Origin of the sequence: Gilliamella sp. Choc4-2 (assembly GCF_001690355.1) — a bacterium.
Taxonomy (GTDB): domain Bacteria; phylum Pseudomonadota; class Gammaproteobacteria; order Enterobacterales; family Orbaceae; genus Gilliamella; species Gilliamella apicola_A.
In genome coordinates, this window is sequence record NZ_LZHG01000061.1 from 1 (window position 1) to 656 (window position 656).

The 656-nt window shown below is 37.2% G+C and carries 2 pseudogenes; both read left to right on the forward strand.

Going from position 1 to position 656, the window contains the following annotated elements:
* Positions 1-28: 28 nt before the first annotated feature.
* Positions 29-268: pseudogene (locus A9G34_RS08725) on the forward strand (IS3 family transposase); the annotation flags it as partial.
* Between the two features lie 86 nt (positions 269-354).
* Positions 355-600 (forward strand): annotated as a pseudogene (locus tag A9G34_RS08730) (transposase); the annotation flags it as partial.
* Positions 601-656: the final 56 nt, after the last annotated feature.

Genomic DNA, 656 nt, shown 5'->3' on the forward strand with positions numbered 1-656 from the left:
ACAACAAAATCATTCAGTTACTATTACTATGAGTTGTGCCATTGTTGGCTTAAGCCGTTGTGCTTACTATTATAAACCTAAGTTACCGGATGATTCAGTGATTATTTCGGTGTTGAATGCTATCACGGAAAGGCATTTACGCTGGGGTTTTCCTAAATGTTTTAATCGTATCAGAAAGCTCGGCTATAAATGGAATCATAAACGGGTATATCGGGTGTATTGTGAATTAAAGCTTAACCTCAGGGTAAAGCGTAAAAAACGTATTCCTCTACTGTAACTATCCCCTAAAATAGTACAGCAAAAAAGTAGAAAATTCTCTATGATAAAAGAAAAGGGGATTTAATTATAAAAAAAATGACTGAACATCAAATCGTCGCTATTTTAAAAGAAGCTGAAGCGGGTATTCCGGTTAAAGAACTGTGCCGTAAATATGGCATGGGTAATTCAACTTTCTATAAATGGCGAGAAAAATACGGCGGAATGGAAACTTCGGATATCAAACGCTTAAAGGAGCTGGAGGCTGAAAATCTCAAGCTTAAGCAGATGTTTGCCGAACTGAGCTTAAAATCCCAGCTTCAGGAAGAAATCATAAAAAAGCTTTAGTGCCCACAAAGGCACGTAAAACGTGGGCACAGCAACTACAACAAAATCATTCA